Source organism: Rhodococcus sp. MPR-R1B (genome assembly GCF_058793255.1).
This window is the reverse complement of sequence record NZ_JBXAFO010000006.1, coordinates 238,776-254,956: the sequence shown is the minus strand read 5'-3', so window position 1 is coordinate 254,956 and position 16,181 is coordinate 238,776. Positions and strand designations below refer to the sequence as shown.

Sequence of the window (16,181 nt, the reverse complement as noted above, 5' to 3'; positions counted from 1 at the left end):
TAGAAACGAGGCGAACACCTGCCGTGAGCAGCAGTTCTACATCCCAATTCGGACAGAACCAGTGGCTGGTTGACGAGATGTACCAACGCTTCCAGGACGATCCGTCGTCCGTGGATCCCAGTTGGCACGAATTCTTGACCGATTACTCGCCGGACTCGGCGAACACGGGAGGTGGAAACGGGACTGCCTCGAACGGCAACGCGGCTGCACCCGCCGCTGTTGTAGCTCCGCCTGCTGCTCCCAAGGCCACGCCTCCCGCCCCCAAGACCGCACCTCCTGCGCCGGCTGCCAAGGCTGCCGCTTCGGCCCCCGCGAAGACGGCAGCGCCCGCCGCCAAGGCCGCCCCGGCCCAGCCCGCAGCAGCCAAGCCCGCGGCCGCTACTGCGAAGCCCGCCCCTGCCGGCGGAGCCGAGGAAACCAAGGTTCTCCGCGGCGCCGCAGCCGCAGTCGTCAAGAACATGTCGCTCTCGCTCGAGATCCCGACTGCAACCAGCGTGCGTGCCATCCCCGCGAAGCTGATGTTCGACAACCGCATCGTCATCAACAACCACCTCGCGCGTACCCGCGGCGGCAAGATCTCGTTCACCCACCTCTTGGGTTACGCGATCGTCCAGGCAGTCAACGCGTTCCCCAACATGAACCGGCACTTCGCCGAAATCGACGGCAAGCCGAACGCGGTCACGCCCGAGCACACCAATCTCGGACTCGCGATCGACCTTCCCGGAAAGGACGGCAACCGCTCACTGGTAGTTGCCGCCATCCGGAACACCGAGTCGATGAACTTCGTCCAGTTCCACGCGGCATACGAGGACATCGTCCGACGCGCCCGTGAAGGCAAGCTCACCGGCGAAGACTTCACCGGCGTCACCATTTCGCTGACCAACCCGGGCGGTATCGGCACGGTTCACTCCGTTCCTCGCCTGATGAAGGGCCAGGGCGCCATCATCGGTGCCGGCGCGATGGAATACCCCGCCGAGTTCCAGGGCGCCAGCGACGAGAAGCTGGCCGAGATGGGCGTCGGCAAGTTGATGACTCTCACCTCGACCTACGATCACCGCATCATCCAGGGTGCCGAGTCGGGCGATTTCCTGCGCACGATCCACAACCTGCTGATCAGCGACGAGTTCTACGACGAGATCTTCCACGCGCTCGGCAACCCGTACGAGCCGGTGCGGTGGCGCAAGGACGTGCCGGAAGGCGCTGTCGACAAGAACACCCGCGTTCTCGAACTGATCGCTGCATACCGTGACCGCGGCCACCTCATGGCCGACACGGACCCGTTGCAGTTCGTCAAGGACAAGTTCCACAGCCACCCCGACCTCGACGTCATCAGCCACGGCCTGACGCTGTGGGATCTGGACCGTGAGTTCAAGGTCGGCGGCTTCCACGGCCAAGAGAAGATGAAGCTGCGCGACGTGTTGAGCGTGCTGCGCGACGCGTACTGCCGCCACGTCGGCGTCGAGTACACGCACATCCTCGAGACGGATCAGCGTCAGTGGATCCAGGACCGCGTCGAGGGCCATCACGCCAAGCCTTCGGTCGCTCAGCAGAAGTACATCCTGAGCAAGCTCAACGCCGCCGAGGCCTTCGAGACGTTCCTGCAGACCAAGTACGTCGGCCAGAAGCGCTTCTCGCTCGAAGGCGCCGAAGCCGTCATCCCGATGATGGACGCCGTGATCGACCAGGCCGCCGAGCACCAGCTCGACGAGGTCGTCATCGGCATGCCGCACCGTGGCCGTCTCAACGTGCTTGCCAACATCGTCGGCAAGCCGTACTCCAAGATCTTCACGGAGTTCGAGGGCAACATGAACCCGGCAGCCGCTCACGGCTCCGGCGACGTGAAGTACCACTTGGGTGCCAGCGGAACGTACATCCAGATGTTCGGTGACAACGACATCGCTGTCTCCTTGACCGCAAACCCGTCGCACCTCGAGGCCGTCGACCCGGTTCTCGAAGGCCTGGTCCGCGCCAAGCAGGACATCCTCGACAAGGGTGAAGAAGGCTTCACCGTCCTGCCGCTCATGCTGCACGGTGACGCTGCATTCGCCGGTCAGGGCGTTGTCGCCGAGACGCTCAACCTCTCGCTGCTTCGCGGTTACCGCACCGGTGGCACCGTGCACATCGTTGTGAACAACCAGGTCGGCTTCACCACCGCTCCGGAACATTCACGCTCGTCCGAGTACTGCACCGACGTCGCGAAGATGATCGCCGCACCGGTCTTCCACGTCAACGGCGACGACCCCGAGGCTTGCGTCTGGGTTGCTCAGCTGGCCGTCGACTTCCGTGAGAAGTTCGGCAAGGACGTTGTCATCGACCTCATCTGCTACCGCCGTCGCGGTCACAACGAGGGCGACGACCCGTCGATGACCCAGCCGGCCATGTACGACGTCATCGACACCAAGCGCAGCGTTCGTAAGAGCTACACCGAGTCCCTTATCGGCCGCGGTGACATCTCGCTCAAGGAAGCCGAAGACGCACTTCGCGACTACCAGGGCCAGCTCGAACGGGTCTTCAACGAGGTCCGTGAACTCGAAAAGTTCCAGCCCGAACCGTCCGAGTCCGTCGAACTCGACCAGACTCCCCCGGCTCGCCTGACCACGGCTGTCGCTCCCGAGGTTCTCGAGCGCATCGGAGACGCGTTCGTCAACGTCCCCGAGGGCTTCACCGTTCACCCGCGCGTCAAGCCGGTTGCCGAGAAGCGCCGCGAGATGGCCCGTGAGGGACATGTCGACTGGGCGTTCGCAGAATTGCTCGCGTTCGGCTCGTTGGCCGAGCAGGGTGCCTTGATCCGCCTCGCGGGTCAGGACTCCAAGCGAGGAACGTTCACGCAGCGTCACTCGGTCCTCATCGACCGCAAGACCGGCAACGAGTACAGCCCGATCGCCAAGATCGCTGCCGACGCCGAAAACGGCGGCAAGTTCATGGTTTACGACTCCGCACTCACCGAGTACGCAGGTCTGGGCTTCGAGTACGGCTACTCGGTCGGTAACCCCGACGCTCTGGTCCTGTGGGAAGCGCAGTTCGGTGACTTCGTCAACGGCGCGCAGACCATCATCGACGAGTTCATCTCTTCGGGTGAGGCCAAGTGGGGTCAGCTCTCCGACGTCGTGCTGCTCCTGCCGCACGGTCACGAGGGTCAGGGTCCGGACCACACCTCCGGTCGCATCGAGCGTTTCCTTCAGCTGTGTGCAGAAGGCTCGATGACCGTTGCGGTTCCGTCGACCCCGGCCAGCTACTTCCACCTGCTGCGTCGCCATCACCTCGACGGCATCCGCCGTCCGCTGGTGGTTTTCACGCCCAAGTCGATGCTGCGTAACAAGGCTGCCGTCAGCAACGTCGAGGACTTCACGACGGGCAAGTTCCGTTCGGTCTTCGAGGAGCCGGCATACGAGAGCGGCGAAAGCGCACGCGAATCGGTCAAGCGGGTTCTGCTGGTCAGCGGCAAGCTGTACTGGGAACTCCTGGCGAAGAAGCACAAGGACGAGCGTGACGACATCGCCATCGTGCGCATGGAGCAGCTCTACCCCGTGCCGAAGCGTCGCCTCAAGGAGACCCTGGACCGTTACCCGAATGCGGATCAGTTCCGTTGGGTCCAGGAAGAGCCCGCAAACCAGGGTGCGTGGCCGTTCCTCGGGCTGGCTCTGCCGGACCTTCTGCCGGAGACCTTGACCGGTATCAAGCGCATCTCGCGTCGTCCGATGTCCGCTCCCTCTTCGGGATCGAGCAAGGTCCACGCGGTGGAGCAGCAGGAGATCTTGGACGAGGCGTTCCTGCCGACCAACTGATCTCAGTAATTTGACAAGGGCCGGGCCCCACATTCCGCAAGGAGTGTGGGGCCCGGCCTTTCTGCGTTCACGTCAATTCGATTGCAGCAGACCCAGATCCGGCCCGGCATCGAAGCCGACGGCGGCCAGTGCCAACGCAGGTAACGACTGAACCGTCAGGTCGATCAGTTCCTCGCGGGTGATGGCGGGCGCTCGGAGCCAACTGATGGTGGCTTCCTCGACAAACGCGATCCAACCGCGAACGGCCAACTCCACCTGAGGTGTTCGAGTCAGGCCGATCTTCGGGAGCTGATCGAGGGTTCTCTTGGCCATGATGTCGCGAGTCTGCTCGAACACCTCACGCATCTGCGGATCCCCGCTGGCGGTCCCCCGGAGCAGCGAGACGTAGGTATTGCGGTTCTCGGTCACGTAGTCGACGTACGACGCCAGCACCGAGCGGAGGGTGAGCATCGGATCGTCCGACTCGCTCGGCTCGGTGCGCTGGAGCATCTGTTCACTGCTGTGTCGGACGATCGCCAGATGGAACTCGCTTTTCGACGCGAAGTAGTGGAACAGAAGCCCCCGCGAGACACCAGCCTGATCGGCGATGTCCTCGACGGAAATCTGTTCGAGCGGCCGTTCGGCCAGCATCCGCGCCCCGAGGTCGATGAGTTGCGCTCGGCGTTGCGCAGGGTCGAGCCGTGTTCGCTTTACTGCGTCCATGCCCAATAGACTACTGAATATTCGTCAATAAGCTATTGACCGTGACTCAATAAAGGCATATCGTTCCCTACATGAGTCTTCCAGTTACAGATACCTCAGCACCTGCCGCGGATACTCGCCACGTCGGCACACTGATCATCGGCAGTGGTTTCGCCGGTCTCGGTGCGGCGATCAAACTGGCACAGGCCGGCATCACGGACTACGTCGTTCTCGAGCGCGGCAACGACGTCGGCGGAACCTGGCGTGACAACAGCTACCCGGGCGCCGCGTGTGACGTGCCGTCGCATTTGTACTCGTACTCTTTTGCACTCAATCCGGAGTGGACGCGCTCCTTCTCCACTCAGCCCGAGATCTACAAGTACATCCAGTCGGTGGCCAACCGCCACAAGGTGCTCGACAAGCACATCTTCGACTGCGACGTTCTCTCCGCACGCTGGGACGAGGCGTCTGCTCGGTGGCACGTCAGCACCAACAAGGGCGAATTCGTCGCAAAGATCGTCGTCTCGGCCGTCGGCGCATTGTGTGAGCCTTCACTTCCGGACATCAAGGGCATCGACGGCTTCAAGGGCGAGATCTTCCACTCCTCGCGTTGGAACCACGACGCCGATCTGACCGGCAAGCGTGTGGCCGTCATCGGAACCGGCGCCTCGGCCATCCAGATCGTGCCGGCCATCGGCAAGAAGGTCTCGCATCTCGACGTGTACCAGCGCACGGCGCCGTGGATCCTGCCCCGCGCAGACCGCGAGTACACCAAGATCGAGCACCTCGCGTTCAAGTACCTCCCCGGCTTCCAGAAGTTGTGCCGCACCGGTATCTACTGGATGCGAGAGACGCAGGTCGTCGGCCTGGCCAAGGCGCCGGTCTTCATGAAGCCGTTGCAGTTCGCCGCCGAGCGTCACCTGAAGGCCCAGATCAAGGACAAGGATCTTCGCAAGAAGGTCATGCCCAACTTCCAGATCGGCTGCAAGCGCATGCTGATCTCGAACAACTACTTCCCCACCCTCGCCCAGGACAATGTCGACCTGGTGACCGAAGGCATCGAGGAGGTCACCGCCAACGGGATCGTCTCGAAGACCGGCATCACCCGTGAGATCGATGCCATCGTCGTGGCGACCGGATTCCACGTCACCGACTCCCCCACCTTCGCGGGAATCTTCGGCAAGGACGGACGCTCGCTCGCCGAGGTCTTCGAAGAGACCGGCATGCAGGGATACAAGGGCGCGGCAGTTGCCAACTTCCCCAACATGTTCTTCCTCGTCGGACCCAACACCGGCCTCGGACATTCGTCGATGGTCTTCATGATCGAGTCGCAGATCAACTACCTGGTCGACGCGATCGCCACCATCGACAAGTACGACATCGGCACCATCGAGGTGCGCAAGGACAAGCAGGACAAGTACAACAAGGACCTGCAGGCAGCTATGTCCAAGAGCGTGTGGAACAACGGCGGTTGCGCCAGCTGGTACATGGACAAGCACGGAAACAACACCACCCTGTGGCCTGGCTTCACCTTCCAGTTCCGCAACGCCACCAAGCATTTCGACCTCGCGGCATACCGCAGCGTCGCCACCTCGGATCTCGGCGCCGTCGGCACCGCGACCACTTCACAGATCGACCTCGACGACGAGAAGGCAGTAGCACAATGAGTGATTTTGCAGGCAAGGTCGTAGTCATCACCGGAGCGGGATCGGGCATCGGTCGCGCACTAGCACTGAACCTGGCCGGCCAGGGCGCCAAGTTGGCGATCTCCGACGTGGACACCATCGGGCTCGCCGAGACAACGCGTCTGGTGGAAGCCATCGGCGCCGAGGTGAAGTCGGACCATCTCGACGTCACCCAGCGCGAAGCGGTTCTCGAGTACGCCGACGCGGTTGTCGCCCACTTCGGCAAGGTCAACCAGATCTACAACAACGCCGGAATCGCCTACCACGGCACTTTCGAGAAGTCCGAATTCAAGGACTTCGAACGTGTCATGGACGTCGACTTCTGGGGAGTTGTCAACGGCACCAAGGCATTCCTCCCCCACGTCATCGCCTCCGGCGACGGGCACGTCGTGAACGTGTCGAGCCTCTTCGGTCTGCTGTCGATGCCGGGTCAGAGCGCATACAACTCGGCCAAGTTCGCCGTTCGCGGTTTCACCGAGTCGCTTCGCCAGGAAATGCTGATCGCCAAGCACCCGGTGAAGGTGACCTGTGTGCACCCGGGCGGAATCAAGACCGCCATCGCACGCAACGCCACCGCAGGCCCGGGTGAAGATCTTGCGGTCTTCTCCGAGTTCTTCGACCGCAAGCTCGCGCGCACCACACCGGAGGACGCCGCCAAGACGATCGTCAACGGTGTTCGGAAGAGCAAGCCGCGAGTTCTCATCGGGATGGACGCAATCGCACTCGACGCCTGGGTTCGCCTCGTAGGATCGGGCTACCAGCGCATCGTCGCGATCGTCGCCGGCCGAATGATGCCCAAGTCCAGCTGAGTTCGTTTCACAGCGCAGTTCGTTTCACAGCGCAGTTCGCACAAAGAGTCAGGAGCCCTGCCGGTGAGCACGTTCACCCTTCCGCTGCCCGTGGTCGCATTCTTGTTGAAGCCGTACTTCCGTCTGGCTTTCAACTCGCGGCTGCCGTATCGGATTCAACGTCTGTTGCTCGAGGCCGGGGCACCGCTACAGCAGGTTCCAGCGGGCGCCGTAGTGCGCCCGCTGGAGCTGGCTTGCCGACCGGCAGAGAAGATCACCGTCGGCGCAACCGAGCGCCCCACCGCAGTTCTCTACCTGCATGGCGGGGCGTACACGCTGGGTTCGCTGTCCACACACCGTTCTCTCGCAGCTCATCTCGCCCGTGAGTCGTCCAGTGCGGTCTTCACCTTGGACTACCGTCTCGCGCCGGAGAATCCGTATCCCGCCGCTCTCGACGACGCGGTCTCAGCCTTCATGCAGTTGGTCACCGAGTTCGACTATTCGGAAGACCGCGTTGCCATCGCCGGCGATTCGGCCGGTGGCGGCCTGGCCGCGGCGACCGCTATCCGTCTGATCGAGCGTCACGGCGTGACCCCCGGCGCGCTTGCACTGATCTCACCGTGGGTCGATCCCGGCGATCGGGGTGCCACCAAAAAGGCCGACCTGGTGGTCAACACAGCGTGGTCCTTCGACGCCGCCGACGCCTACCTTGCCGGAGGCGACCGTACTGATCCTGGCTACGCGCCGATGCACGGCAAGCTCGACGGGTTGCCGCCCACCAGGATTCACGTCGGTTCCGAGGAAGTCCTCTACCCGCAGATCATGACGTTCACCGACAAGCTCTCCGCTGCCGGCGTCGACGTGTCCCTGGTGGAGTACGCGCGACTGTGGCACGTGGCTCACGCACAGGCGTCACTGGTGAAGGAAGCAGCAGACGCCGTTTCCGACCTCGGCCAGTTCATCGCATCGAAACTGATTCGTGCCAAGGATGATTCGAGTTCAGCAGTGGGCTCGAACAGTCACTGACGGGTGTCCCACCAGGTGCGGGCGACTTCCGAGGCTGACGCCTTGCCGGTCCGCACCTGCTCGATCATTGCGGCGAGATCGGTGGTGGACAGTTCACCGGCAACGACGCTGAGCGCCTTGACAGCCGAATCTCCCAGTGCGCCCGCTCGAAAGAGCGGAACGACATTCTGCGCAGCCAGAACGTGATTCGAATCAGCGAGCACTGTGACGGCATCGGATTGTGCCAACGCCGAGAGCGTCGTGGTTCCGAATACTTGTGCACCGGGTACGTCTGCCGGCGTTGCCTGATCGACACCGGCGAAGACACACTCGGCGCCCTCGGCCAACTGTTCCACTGCCCCGTCCTCGACGAATCTCGCGGAGACGAGCGGCGTCGCCGCGGCACACGAAGGAGCAAAGGCTTCTATCGTCTTCGCTCCCAACGACTGTGCGTATCCGTTGTCGAGTGCGAGGACCGCACGATCTTCGGCCATCGCATAGTCGGAGACCGAAAGACCCTCCGGCAGAGAGCGACTCAAGGCTTCGAAGACGTCGTCGGCCTTGCGGGCCGGGGATGAAGGGTCGTAGTGATCGAGCAGCGCGCCGGTGAACTCGGGCACCAAAGTGACTCGCGCTGCGTCCAGAGCCTCGAGTGATTGGTTTCGGCCACCACCCACCGATTCGACGCGAGCCGACAGGCCGGAGGAGGAGAGCACCGTCGAATACACCTCGGCCAACACCGAACTCTCCACCGATGCGTCAGCAGCCACCACGATCTGGTCACGAGACTCCGCTTCGGCACCCTCTACCACCGAATCACCGTTTGCGCATCCGCTGAGAATCGGCAGGACCATCAGTGCTGCAACAACAGTCGAATACTTCGTGCGTGTGCTCTTCACCGAAATCCTCACATCCAATCCCATGGATCGAAAACCGTGCCATGTCGGTACCTATCGTTACACTTGTCGGGCGATGCGCGGTAACCAGTCCTGACGCAGCCACTCGGTGGCGGCGCCGTCGGAGTCACTCGGGTGGCTTCGCCACAAGGGAATGGTTTCCGACGCCCGAAACACGGGACGCCCGAAAAACCGGAAGGACGCTCATGCGCACCTCACGATTTCGTTCCAACCGTTGGCTCGTAGCCGCGGCAACCGTTGTCTCTCTGACTGCACTGACAGCGTGCGGTAGCAGCGACGGTGACTCCAACAGCGATCCCAACGCGATCGTCGTCGGCTCCGCCAACTTCACCGAATCCGAGACGATCGCCAACATCTACGCCGAAGCACTGCGTGTCAACGGGTTCGATGTGTCCACGTCGTTCAACGTCGGCAGCCGCGAGGCGTACATTCCGGCACTCAAGGACGGGTCCATCAGTGTCATTCCGGATTACACGGGAAATCTCCTGCAGTACTTGGATCCCGACAGCACGGCCACCAGCTCCGCTGACGTCCTCGCTGCTCTTCCCGCAGCTCTCGGGTCGGAATTGGCAATTGCGACGCCTGCATCCGCCGAGGACAAGGACGCCGTCGTCGTCACGAAGGAAACCGCTGACAAGTGGAACCTGAAGACGATCGCCGATCTGGCTCCGCATTCCGCCGAGGTCAAGTTCGGTGCTCCGGCCGAGTTCCAGGAACGTCCAGCCGGATTGCCCGGTTTGAAGTCCAATTACGGCCTCGACATCTCGGCAGCCAACTTCGTTCCGATCGCCGACGGCGGTGGACCGGCAACCGTGAAGGCTCTCTCCTCCGGTGACATCACCGCGGCAAACATCTTCACGACGTCGGCCTCCATCCCGGAGAACAACTTCGTGGTTCTCGAAGACCCGAAGAACAATTTCCCGGCTCAGAACGTGGTGCCGGTGCTGCGCGCGTCGAAGTCTTCCGACAAGTTGAAGACAGTCCTCGATGCGGTGTCCGCCAAGCTCACCACCGAAGAGTTGTTGGCACTCAACGTCCAGGTGTCCGGCGACACCAAGACGGAGCCGGCAGCGGCGGCCAAGGCGTGGGTGACGGCGCAGGGCCTCGACAAGCCGGTCTCGTAGTCACGTGATCACCTTCGAGGGCGTCACCAAGCAGTATCCGGACGGCACCACCGCCGTCGACCGTCTCGATCTCACCATCGAGGCCGAGTCGTTCACGGTGTTCGTGGGGCCGTCCGGGTGCGGCAAGACGACGTCGATGCGCATGATCAACCGGATGATCACACCGACGTCGGGCAAGATCTTCGTCGACGGTCGTGACATCGCCCAGACCGACGCGGTGAAACTGCGTCTCGGTATCGGGTACGTCATCCAGAACGCCGGCCTGCTTCCGCACCGCACCGTGATCGACAACGTCGCAACGGTTCCGGTGCTGCGCGGTGAGTCCCGCCGCGCCGCCCGTAAAGCCGCGTTGGGTGTGCTCGAACGAGTCGGTCTGGACATCTCACTTGCCACCCGCTACCCCGGGCAACTCTCGGGTGGACAGCAACAGCGTGTGGGAGTTGCGCGTGCATTGGCGGCCGATCCGCCGATCCTGTTGATGGACGAGCCGTTCAGCGCCGTCGACCCCGTCGTGCGTGAGGATCTGCAGACCGAAATGCTCCGTCTGCAAAGCGAACTGAAGAAGACGATCGTCTTTGTCACCCACGACATCGACGAGGCAGTCAAACTCGGTGATCACATTGCCGTCTTCGGTCCCGGCGGGCGGCTTCAGCAGGTGGCGGCACCTCGCGACGTGTTGGCCGCTCCGGCAACGGATTTTGTCGCCGGATTCGTCGGACGCGATCGCGGCTATCGGGGATTGTCGTTCCGCGCTGCCGACGAGGTTCCGTTGCACCCTGTACGCACGGCCGTCGAGAACGAATTGAAGGCTCTACGTCTCGAATTGGGCGAATGGGTTCTCGTGGTCACGGACAACGGAACTCCGCAGGGATGGATCGACGTGACCGGCGTCGAAGGCCTGCGCTCGGGACGAACCCTTGCTCAGTCGACGTCTGCCGGTGGTTCGCTGTTCTCCCCCGGCGGCGATCTCCGCCAAGCACTCGATGCGGCAATCTCGTCGCCTTCCGGTATCGGCGTTGCCGTCGACGGCGAGGGCGCGGTCATCGGCGGGATCCTCGGTTCCGAAGTCGTGGCGAAATTGGCAGATCAGCGTCGACGCGAGGACGAGGAACGCAACCGCGTCGCCTTCACCGAGGGATTCGGGTCGTAGCGGCATGCGCTGGCTCATCGACAATTTCTCGACGGTCGTGGATTACTCGAAGACCCATCTGTATCTGGCACTGCTTCCTTTGCTGATCGGTCTCCTGATTGCCGTTCCGGTCGGAACAGCGATCCGCAACGTCAGATGGCTGCGCCGAATCACGTTGACCCTGGCGAGCATTGCGTTCACGATTCCGTCGCTCGCGCTGTTCGTCACCATCCCCCAGTTGTTCGGACTCAAGACCCTTGATCCTCTCAACGTCGTGATCGCACTCAGCGTGTATGCGACGGCACTGCTCATCCGGGCAGTACCCGAAGCACTCGACTCGGTGCCGGACAACGTCATCGACGCCTCCACCGCCGTCGGTTTCACACCACTACGACGCGCTCTGACGGTCGAGTTGCCATTGGCGCTGCCGGTGATGATCGCGAACATCAGAGTTATTGCCGTTACCAATATTTCGCTGGTGTCAGTCGGATCTCTGATCGGAATCGGCGGGCTTGGAGTCCTGTTCAAACAAGGCTACGACCGCGACTATCCCGACCAGATCGTTGCGGGCATCATCGCGATCGTCGTGCTGGCACTGGCGCTCGATCTGATCCTGTATCTGATCGGCCGATTCCTGACCCCGTGGACCAGAACGTCGACCTCGTCGAAGGTTCCCGCCGTCCTGTCAGCCGAGGGGGAACCCGTATGAGCATCTTCACCGGGGCCTGGGACTTCATCGTCGATCCCGGAAATTGGAGCGGCGACACCGGAATCGGCACCCGCATCCTCCAGCACCTCTGGTACAGCGTTCTGGCCGTGGCACTTTCGGCTGTGATCGCGGTGCCCATCGGATTACTCATCGGCCATCTGCGTCGCGGTGAGATCGTGGTCGTCAGTCTGGTCAACGCACTGCGGTCACTGCCCACTCTCGGCCTGCTGACCTTCCTCGTTCTTCTCATGGGTCTGGGAGTGATGCCGCCGATTCTCGCCCTCGTCATTCTTGGTATTCCCCCACTACTCGCCGGCACGTACGCCGGAATCGCCAGCGTCGACCGCGGCGTCGTCGAGGCCGCACGGGCGATGGGTATGACCGAACTCCAAGTGCTCTTCCGCGTCGAGATACCCAATGCGCTGCCATTGATTCTCGGCGGACTGCGTAACGCAACACTGCAGGTGATTGCCACGGCAACGGTCGCCGCCTACGTCAACCTCGGCGGCCTCGGCCGGTACATCTTCGACGGTCTCGCACTCTACAAGTACGACCGAGTCGTCGTCGGCGCAATCCTGGTCGCGGTTGTGGCTCTCGTCGTGGACGGCTTACTGGCGCTGGTGGTCTGGGCATCGGTTCCCGGGACCGGCAGGCTGCGCCGAACACCCGACCTCACTCGTCTGTAGCTCTCGGTACACACGAAAAAGCCCCGATCGGAACCTTGTGTGCGGGTTCCGATCGGGGCTTTCGTAGTCCCTCTTAGCTGGTCACGCCCTCAGCATGCGCTGCGGCCGCGACGGCTTCCGCTACTGCGGGTGCCACGCGAGGGTCGAGTGGGCTGGGGACGATTTTGTCCGCCGCCAACTCGTCGCCGACCACCGACAGGATTGCCTCGGCGGCAGCGAGCTTCATACCTTCGGTGATGCGACGGGCGCCGGCGTCGAGCGCGCCCTTGAAGACACCGGGGAAGGCAAGAACGTTGTTGATCTGGTTCGGGAAATCACTACGGCCCGTCGCCACGATCGCCGCGTACTTCGACGCGGTTTCGGGGTGAATCTCCGGGTCCGGGTTGGAGAGTGCGAACACGATCGACTCGGGAGCCATCGAAGCGATGAGCTCCTCGGGGATCTTGCCCGCCGAGACACCGAGGAACACGTCAGCACCTTCGAGAGCCTCGATGGCACCACCATGCAGGTCACGGGGATTGGTGCGGGCCGCGAGTTCTGCCTTCACGTCGTTGAGGTCGCTGCGCTCACCCGAGATGATGCCCTTCGAGTCCAGCACGATGACGTCGCTGATTCCGGCGGCAAGCAGGATGTTCGCGCAGGCAACACCCGCAGCGCCGGCGCCGGAGATGACGACCTTGAGTGTGGTGATGTCGCGGCTCTGGACCTTCACGGCGCCCTTGAGTGCCGCGAGGACCACGATGGCGGTTCCGTGCTGATCGTCGTGCATGACGGGGCAGTCGAGAGCTTCGATGACGCGCTTCTCGATCTCGAAGCAACGCGGCGCCGAGATGTCCTCGAGGTTGACCGCGCCGAAGCTCGGACGCAGTCGGATGAGTGTCTCGACGATCTCGTCGGGATCCTTGGTGTCGAGAACCAGCGGAATGGAGTTCAGTCCGGCAAAGTTCTTGAACAGCGCCGACTTGCCCTCCATGACGGGCAGCGACGCGCGAGGGCCGATGTCGCCGAGTCCGAGAACCGCGGTGCCGTCGCTGACCACGACGACGAGTCGGTTGGTCCACGTGTATCGATCGGCAAGGGTTTCGTCTGCAGCGATGGCGCGGCTCACCTGAGCAACACCCGGCGTGTAGGCGATCGAGAGGGCCCGCTGCGTATCGAGCGGTGCTGTGGTCTCGACCGAGAGCTTGCCACCGACGTGAGCGGCAAAGATTTCTTCGTCGGTCAACTCGACCTTGGGTACGTTGATGGCTTCAGTCACGAGGGACACGATGACACTCCTGATTAGTCCAGCCTCAAGCGGGGCTGGGTTACTGGGAAGTAATCCTTCGGACCGGTGCGAAACTACGTTCACAACGGTCAGAGATCATTTCTTCCGCGAACGACTACTGAGAAGAAGAGCATTCGGCGTGCGCGAGAAAGTGGGCCGCAATACATCCGAAGCGTCATGGTGTGGGGCGGGTGAGCCCTGGCGTATCCATGCAATCTAGGTTTCGGGAGAAATTCTGACGAAACCTGCACTTCGGGGCCGGGCTGTGGCGCCGCCTCGAAGTAACTCCAGTTTGCCACCAGAGTCGGATCACAATCAAATCCTCCAAGCGGTCGGATTCCTCACCACACTCGAACCCGAGCCGTCATCCCCACCGTGTCATCCCCACCACTGCGTCACCAACAACAGCCCCGCCACCACGAGCACGACCACCGATCCGGCAACCGCCGCGATACCCCGCCTGCGGTCGCACCAGATCTGCGCGGCGAGAGCAACCACCGAGGCCGCAATGTGCGCGGTGATCGACGTTGTTCCCGGACCCGGGAATCCGCGGTTGCCGCCCAGATATGCCGAACCGATGATCACGAGTGTCAAGACCACGATTCCGGCCGCCACGGTGCCACTCAGGGCGCGTAGAGCGCGGACCAGCAGCCATTGTCGTTTGTCGGCGGGATAGTCGTAATCGTCTTCGTACTGATAGTCCTGATAGTCCTGATATTCCTGGTACTGGTAGTCGTCCTCGTACCTGTCGTACCTGTCGTTCCGGTCGTACCTGTCGTCGTATGTCATCTCTTACGCTCCCGCGACGAATCCGCGGACTGATTCCGCAATGAGTTGAACCGCGATGGCGGCGAGCAGAAGACCGGCGATGCGTGCCAGCAGACTGATGCCACCCTCGCCCAGTATCCGGATCAGTGCGGTCGAGAAGCGCAGGACCACGAACAGCACGAGGTGGATGGACAGAATCGCCAACGCGATCGCCAGATACGACGCCGCTTCACCGTCGGCCTGGGCGACAAAGACGATGACGGCTGCAATCGCACCGGGACCGGCCATCATCGGCGTTCCCAGAGGAACGAGTGCGACGTTTACGTCGTCGGCTCCCTGCGGACGGTTGGAGGCCTTGCCGGTCAGCAGTTCGAGTGCGATGAGAAGCAGGAGCAATCCGCCGGCGCCCTGCAACGCCGGAATGCCGATGTGGAGGTAGTTGAGGATCGCCTGACCGCCGATGGCAAAGACAGAGATGACCGCCAGGGAGACGGCGGGGGCCTGCCATGCCGCTCGATTGCGATCTTCACGGCTTTTACGTCCGACGAGTGACAAGAACACCGGGATGACTCCGGGCGGGTCCATGATCACGAACAGCGTGATGAACACGGTGAGGTAGAGCGTGGTGTCGAGCATCAGCGCCCCAGTACCTCCACGCCGGTGGCAGCCGAGACGAGTTTGTCGAACTCGGCTTCGTCCGTGAGCTCGTCGCCGAGTCCGATCGTCTTGTTCTCGCCGTGGTAGTCAGAGGATCCGGTGACTGCCAAACCGAGGTCGACAGCCAGGCGGCGCAGGACGTCACGATCGTCGCTGCGATGGTCCGGGTGATCGACTTCGAGACCCCCGAGACCCAAATCGGCCAGATCGCGGATGTGGTCGAGCGCAAGCAATCCGCCGCGCGAACGGGCCCGTCCATGCGCAAGGACGGTCACTCCCCCGGCCGCTGCCACCAGTTCGACGGCGTACTCGAGCGGAGTGTCGTACTTGGGAACGTCGTATCGCCCTCGACTGGACAACAGGTCGGAGAAAGCCTCACTGATGCTCGACACCACTCCCGCTCGCATCAGGGCCGCTGCGACGTGCGGGCGTCCGACGGACGGACCGGCGTCGGCGAGGATCTGATCGGGATCGACGGGCAGACCGTCACGCGCCATCATGGTCGTCATCACCCGGATACGTTCGACGCGTTCGGCGCGCAGTCGCTCACGTTCTTTTGCGAATTCGGGGTGCGTCGGATCGAACAGGTACGCAAGCAGATGTACAGCGACCGGCCAACCACGCTCACCTCGACCTTCGCACGACATCTCCATCCCACGAACCAGGCTGACGCCGGCCGGCAAGGCCTGCGCCGCCTCGGCCCAGCCCGAAGTCGTGTCGTGATCGGTGATGGCGACGACGTCGAGTCCGGCGTCGGCTGCGGCGCGCATGAGGGCAGCCGGGGTGTCGGTGCCGTCCGATGCGTTGGAGTGGGTGTGAAGATCTATTCGCACTGTTCCAGTGTGTCAGCAATCGGCAACTTCATCGCGCTCCGGTGGGCGAGCCGGAAGCTGACGTACGATTACGCCGCAGCGGCAGCGCAATTCGATCAGGTGTCGCTGTAGTGCCGTTCCCCTGCCGTTCCACTGCATTACAGACCG

At 62.7% G+C, this 16,181-nt stretch carries 14 protein-coding genes; 8 read left to right on the top strand and 6 right to left on the bottom strand.

What is annotated here, in order from left to right; genetic code table 11:
* Positions 1–23: 23 nt before the first annotated feature.
* Positions 24–3,785, top strand: a complete 3,762-nt coding sequence (locus AC1Q61_RS11600) for a multifunctional oxoglutarate decarboxylase/oxoglutarate dehydrogenase thiamine pyrophosphate-binding subunit/dihydrolipoyllysine-residue succinyltransferase subunit (RefSeq protein WP_042450368.1) — start codon at positions 24–26, stop codon at positions 3,783–3,785.
* Positions 3,786–3,857: 72 nt separating this feature from the next.
* Here the strand turns inward: AC1Q61_RS11600 and AC1Q61_RS11595 are convergent, their stop codons facing one another.
* Positions 3,858–4,487, bottom strand: coding sequence for a TetR/AcrR family transcriptional regulator (locus tag AC1Q61_RS11595; RefSeq protein ID WP_007736130.1), 630 nt, complete (start codon positions 4,485–4,487; stop codon positions 3,858–3,860).
* Between the two features lie 71 nt (positions 4,488–4,558).
* Here AC1Q61_RS11595 and AC1Q61_RS11590 point away from each other — a divergent pair, with 71 nt between their 5' ends.
* The 3 genes from AC1Q61_RS11590 (at position 4,559) to AC1Q61_RS11580 (ending at position 7,965) form a co-directional block, all read left to right on the top strand.
* Entirely contained in the window at positions 4,559–6,133 is a 1,575-nt protein-coding gene (locus AC1Q61_RS11590) for a flavin-containing monooxygenase (RefSeq protein ID WP_042450369.1), read from the top strand.
* Positions 6,130–6,960 (top strand): SDR family NAD(P)-dependent oxidoreductase, encoded by an 831-nt coding sequence (locus tag AC1Q61_RS11585; protein WP_042450371.1) that lies wholly within the window; start codon positions 6,130–6,132, stop codon positions 6,958–6,960. Before AC1Q61_RS11590 ends, AC1Q61_RS11585 begins: the two co-directional genes overlap by 4 nt.
* A 63-nt stretch (positions 6,961–7,023) precedes the next feature.
* Positions 7,024–7,965 carry an alpha/beta hydrolase fold domain-containing protein gene (locus AC1Q61_RS11580; RefSeq protein ID WP_007736126.1) on the top strand — a complete coding sequence of 314 codons (942 nt, stop codon included), beginning with the start codon at positions 7,024–7,026 and terminating at the stop codon, positions 7,963–7,965.
* Here AC1Q61_RS11580 and AC1Q61_RS11575 read toward each other — a convergent pair.
* Positions 7,959–8,843: an ABC transporter substrate-binding protein gene (locus AC1Q61_RS11575; protein WP_042923402.1), complete on the bottom strand. Its 885-nt coding sequence runs from the start codon at positions 8,841–8,843 to the stop codon at positions 7,959–7,961. The genes AC1Q61_RS11580 and AC1Q61_RS11575 overlap by 7 nt on opposite strands.
* Before the next feature lie 203 nt (positions 8,844–9,046).
* Between AC1Q61_RS11575 and AC1Q61_RS11570 the strand changes: the two genes are divergently transcribed.
* From AC1Q61_RS11570 to AC1Q61_RS11555, 4 genes are read left to right on the top strand one after another with little or no spacing between them, the layout of a single operon-like run.
* Positions 9,047–9,985, top strand: a complete 939-nt coding sequence (locus AC1Q61_RS11570; protein WP_003945094.1) for an ABC transporter substrate-binding protein — start codon at positions 9,047–9,049, stop codon at positions 9,983–9,985.
* A 4-nt stretch (positions 9,986–9,989) separates the two neighbouring features.
* Entirely contained in the window at positions 9,990–11,135 is a 1,146-nt protein-coding gene (locus AC1Q61_RS11565; RefSeq protein ID WP_003945084.1) for an ABC transporter ATP-binding protein, read from the top strand.
* 4 nt (positions 11,136–11,139) lie between these two features.
* Complete coding sequence (locus AC1Q61_RS11560) at positions 11,140–11,823, top strand: ABC transporter permease (RefSeq protein ID WP_007736121.1); 684 nt, start codon at positions 11,140–11,142, stop codon at positions 11,821–11,823.
* Positions 11,820–12,509: an ABC transporter permease gene (locus AC1Q61_RS11555; protein ID WP_003945081.1), complete on the top strand. Its 690-nt coding sequence runs from the start codon at positions 11,820–11,822 to the stop codon at positions 12,507–12,509. The genes AC1Q61_RS11560 and AC1Q61_RS11555 overlap by 4 nt, the downstream gene beginning before the upstream one ends.
* 73 nt (positions 12,510–12,582) lie before the next feature.
* Here AC1Q61_RS11555 and AC1Q61_RS11550 read toward each other — a convergent pair whose 3' ends face one another.
* From AC1Q61_RS11550 to AC1Q61_RS11535, 4 genes are all read right to left on the bottom strand, one after another.
* The gene (locus AC1Q61_RS11550) at positions 12,583–13,776 is read right to left on the bottom strand and encodes an NAD(P)-dependent malic enzyme (RefSeq protein ID WP_003945072.1); all 1,194 of its coding nucleotides are present in this window, start codon (positions 13,774–13,776) and stop codon (positions 12,583–12,585) included.
* 378 nt (positions 13,777–14,154) lie between these two features.
* Positions 14,155–14,565 carry a hypothetical protein gene (locus tag AC1Q61_RS11545; protein WP_042923379.1) on the bottom strand — a complete coding sequence of 137 codons (411 nt, stop codon included), beginning with the start codon at positions 14,563–14,565 and terminating at the stop codon, positions 14,155–14,157.
* Between the two features lie 3 nt (positions 14,566–14,568).
* Entirely contained in the window at positions 14,569–15,183 is a 615-nt protein-coding gene (locus AC1Q61_RS11540; RefSeq protein WP_164490628.1) for a MarC family protein, read from the bottom strand.
* On the bottom strand, positions 15,180–16,034 hold the full coding sequence (locus tag AC1Q61_RS11535) for a PHP domain-containing protein (protein WP_042923377.1): 855 nt from the start codon (positions 16,032–16,034) through the stop codon (positions 15,180–15,182). Before AC1Q61_RS11535 ends, AC1Q61_RS11540 begins: the two co-directional genes overlap by 4 nt.
* Between the last annotated feature and the right edge of the window lie 147 nt (positions 16,035–16,181).

Excerpts from the sequence above, each read along its gene's own strand:
- AC1Q61_RS11595 (WP_007736130.1), bottom strand. The coding sequence starts at position 4,487 with ATGGACGCAGTAAAGCGAACACGGCTCGACCCTGCGCAACGCCGAGCG.
- AC1Q61_RS11590 (WP_042450369.1), top strand. The coding sequence starts at position 4,559 with ATGAGTCTTCCAGTTACAGATACCTCAGCACCTGCCGCGGATACTCGC.
- AC1Q61_RS11585 (WP_042450371.1), top strand. The coding sequence starts at position 6,130 with ATGAGTGATTTTGCAGGCAAGGTCGTAGTCATCACCGGAGCGGGATCG.
- AC1Q61_RS11570 (WP_003945094.1), top strand. The coding sequence starts at position 9,047 with ATGCGCACCTCACGATTTCGTTCCAACCGTTGGCTCGTAGCCGCGGCA.
- AC1Q61_RS11560 (WP_007736121.1), top strand. The coding sequence starts at position 11,140 with ATGCGCTGGCTCATCGACAATTTCTCGACGGTCGTGGATTACTCGAAG.
- AC1Q61_RS11555 (WP_003945081.1), top strand. The coding sequence starts at position 11,820 with ATGAGCATCTTCACCGGGGCCTGGGACTTCATCGTCGATCCCGGAAAT.
- AC1Q61_RS11545 (WP_042923379.1), bottom strand. The coding sequence starts at position 14,565 with ATGACATACGACGACAGGTACGACCGGAACGACAGGTACGACAGGTAC.